The organism is Cryobacterium frigoriphilum (genome assembly GCF_004403305.1).
GTDB classification, from domain to species: domain Bacteria; phylum Actinomycetota; class Actinomycetes; order Actinomycetales; family Microbacteriaceae; genus Cryobacterium; species Cryobacterium frigoriphilum.
On record NZ_SOHE01000086.1, the window covers coordinates 1 to 1,609 of the forward strand.

Below are 1,609 nucleotides of genomic sequence, written 5' to 3' on the forward strand. Positions count from 1 at the left end.
CCCGCCCCCGCCCCCGGTCCCGTCCCGCCCCCGTCCTCGCCCGTGCCTCCTCCCGTGCTTCCGCCGTGTCCCGCACGTGGCGAATTCAGGAAAGACTCGGCCCGACACTCACCAGACGACCGGATGCCGGGGCCTGGCCGCGCGACGCCGCGCCGATTTCCTGAATACGCCCCCACCGCTCGACCAGCGAGGGCAACAGCCGCCCGCGCCCGCGCCGAGATGCTAGAGAATTACGGTGCGAAAGCGATTGCGGGCAGCCAGCAGACCGCAAATTGCGGCAATCACTCGCTCGGGGAAGAACATGATGTCGCGGTAGAGCGCGCGGTAGCTCATGTACTCCCGAACCGCGAGCTCCCGGTCGCGGGCTCGATCCCTCGCCTGTGCGGGCCAGCCTTCGTGGAATCTGCGACTGTCCGCTTCGACGACCACGCACCCCTCTACGAGCATGTCCACCCGACCGACGCCGTCGATTGTGACCTGGATCTCGCATTCGAGGCCGGCAGCTCGCACGATCAGACGCAGCACAGTCTCTTGGCCGGCCTCGCTGCGGGGGTCGATCAGAGGTCGAAGAACCTGCAGACTTTCCGGCAGCGCGCCGAAAATCGTGTGCACGGACCGGGCGGGGATCAGCCCCTGGTGCAGGGCATTGTCGAGGGATGCCACCGCGAAGTTCGGTTCCTGGCAACGGAAGATCTGCACAAGCGCGTCAACGAGGCCGACAGCGACCTCAGAGCCACCGCGGGGTTGCAGCAGGCGGTCCCAATGCAGTTCGACACCCTCTCGATTCCGCGCGGTCAACCGCTGGCGGCGATCCTGCGGGGTGCGCAGCCGGGACGCCGTTGCATCGAGGTGGATATGACTGAACGTGTCGTCGAAGGCGAACACCCCGGCATCCGCTGCCGCCGAAATGCAGGCCAACCGGCCGCCCACCCGAACCGCTTCGAGACTGTGCCGGTCGGCGCTGCCCAGCAGGTAGTGCCCACGTCGTGCCCGCACGAGGTCGCCGTGGTCGACCGCGCCTTTGAGAGTTCGCCAACTCGCGCCGGCAGCTGTGAGCTCAGCCGTCTCAAAGACCCTGCGGTTGTTGCGCTCAAAGTACTCAGACCAGGTCATGGCCACACAGTGCCCGGCTTGGTCGGTCGGCATCGGCCGCTCGAGCCAATATGTGAATAAGTCGCGCCGCCCCCGGCCTGTGGAGGGAGAGGCCGCCAGCCGAATGCACGCCCATCCCACCGGTCCACCCGTGGCGAATTCAGGAAAAACGGACGACAAGCGCGTGCGCATCCCCTGAATGCCCGGCACAGCTCGCCTACAGTGCGGCGATCTCCTGATTTCGCCACGACGTAGACGGGAGACGGGAGACAGCGCTGCGAGCGGCGCGGAAGAGTGCAAGCCAGGTAGCGAAACGCTGAATCCTCGGCGGCGCTAACGACAGTGTCACCGGGGGCTAATTCAGGAAAACAGGCGGCGCGGCCAGACTATGGTCCCGACGTCACGCACATCCGGTCGGTCGAGGGCCCGGTCTTCCTGAATTCGCCACGGCGGCGTGGCGGCACGCGGGCGGCGTGGCGCCACGCGGGCGGCACGGCGGCACGCGGGCGGCGTGGCG

At 67.6% G+C, this 1,609-nt stretch carries 1 protein-coding gene; it reads right to left on the minus strand.

All coding sequences use genetic code 11. From position 1 onward, the window contains the following. Positions 1 to 222: 222 nt before the first annotated feature. The gene (locus E3T55_RS18910; RefSeq protein ID WP_134521091.1) at positions 223 to 1,113 is read right to left on the minus strand and encodes a type IV toxin-antitoxin system AbiEi family antitoxin domain-containing protein; all 891 of its coding nucleotides are present in this window, start codon (positions 1,111 to 1,113) and stop codon (positions 223 to 225) included. Between the last annotated feature and the right edge of the window lie 496 nt (positions 1,114 to 1,609).

What these genes read in the sequence shown, in the direction of transcription:
- E3T55_RS18910 (WP_134521091.1), bottom strand. Translation starts at nt 1,113, where the DNA reads ATGACCTGGTCTGAGTACTTTGAGCGCAACAACCGCAGGGTCTTTGAG.